Genomic DNA, 1,419 nt, shown 5'->3' with positions numbered 1-1,419 from the left:
TTTCGTAATTGCCACCGGCTGCATTGCTGATGCTGATGGTTTGTGTACCGGCATCGACGTAGGCATCGTCGGCTGGGGCTGGGAAGGTGACGCTGCCGCTCGTTTGTCCAGCAAGAATGGTAATGACTTCCCCATTGGACAGGGTTAAGGTTAAATCGGTTTGCGGTGCATTGTTGACGTTGGCGGTTAAGGTCACCATATCGCCTTCATTGACGGTGACATCGCCCAGGGTGACGGTGGTGGTGTCAAGGGTATCTTGCACCGTGATCGTTGCGGTGTCGCTGGTATCCAATTGTTCGTAATTGCCACCGGCTGCATTGCTGATGCTGATGGTTTGGCTATCGGCATCGACGTAGGCATCATCTGCGGGGGCTGGGAAGGTGACGCTGCCGCTCGTTTGTCCAGCAAGAATGGTGATCACTTCCCCATTGGACAAGGTTAAGGTTAAATCGGTTTGCGGTGCATTATTCACATTGGCGGTCAAAGTGATGCTGCCGCCTTCATTGACGGTGACATCGCCCAGGGTAACGGTGGTGGTATCAATGGTATCTTGAACGGTAATCGTTGCGGTGTCGCTGGTATCCAATTGTTCGTAATTGCCACCGGCTGCATTGCTGATGCTGATGGTTTGCGTGCCGGCATCGATATAGGCATCATCTGCGGGGGCTGGGAAGGTAACGCTGCCACTGGTTTGTCCTACTGCTATGGTGATGATTTCGCCATTGGATAAGGTAATGACCAGCGGGGTGTTTTGCGGTGCATTCTCGACATTGGCGGTTAAGGTCACCATACCGCCTTCATTGACGGTGACATCGCCCAGGGTGACGGTGGTGGTATCAATGGTATCTTGAACGGTAATCGTTGCCGTATCACTGGTATCCAATTGTTCGTAATTGCCACCGGTTGCATTGCTGATGCTGATGGTTTGGCTGCCGGCATCGATGTAGGCATCATCCGTTGAGGCAGGGAAGGTGACACTGCCACTGGTTTGTCCTACCGCGATGGTGATGACTTCGCCATTGGACAGGGTAATGGTGAGGGGCGTATCTTTCGGTGCGTTCTCGACGTTGGCGGTCAAAGTCACCATACCACCTTCGTTAACGGTGACATCGCCCAGGGTGACGGCGGTGGTGTCGATGGTGTCTTGAATTGTAATCGTTGCCGTATCACTGGTATCCAGTTGTTCGTAATTGCCACCCACTGCACTGCTGATGCTGATGGTTTGGCTGCCGGCATCGATGTAGGCATCATCTGTGGGTGCTGGGAAGGTGACACTGCCACTGGTTTGTCCTACTGCTATGGTGATGATTTCGCCATTGGATAAGGTAATGACCAGTGGGGTGTTTTGCGGTGCATTCTCGACATTAGCGGTTAAGGTGATGTTACCGCCTTCATCGACGGTGACATCGCTAAGCTCCA

1 protein-coding gene is annotated in these 1,419 nt (G+C 53.0%); it reads right to left on the bottom strand.

Features of this window, described 5'->3' with window-relative positions:
- Positions 1-1,419: immunoglobulin-like domain-containing protein (locus ELY11_RS12435; RefSeq protein WP_325049678.1), on the bottom strand; the 1,419-nt coding region annotated here is incomplete at both ends.

The organism is Legionella septentrionalis (genome assembly GCF_003989745.1).
GTDB lineage: Bacteria > Pseudomonadota > Gammaproteobacteria > Legionellales > Legionellaceae > Legionella_A > Legionella_A septentrionalis.
Note: the sequence above shows the minus strand (reverse complement) of the source record. Positions and strands in the feature narration are given on the sequence as shown.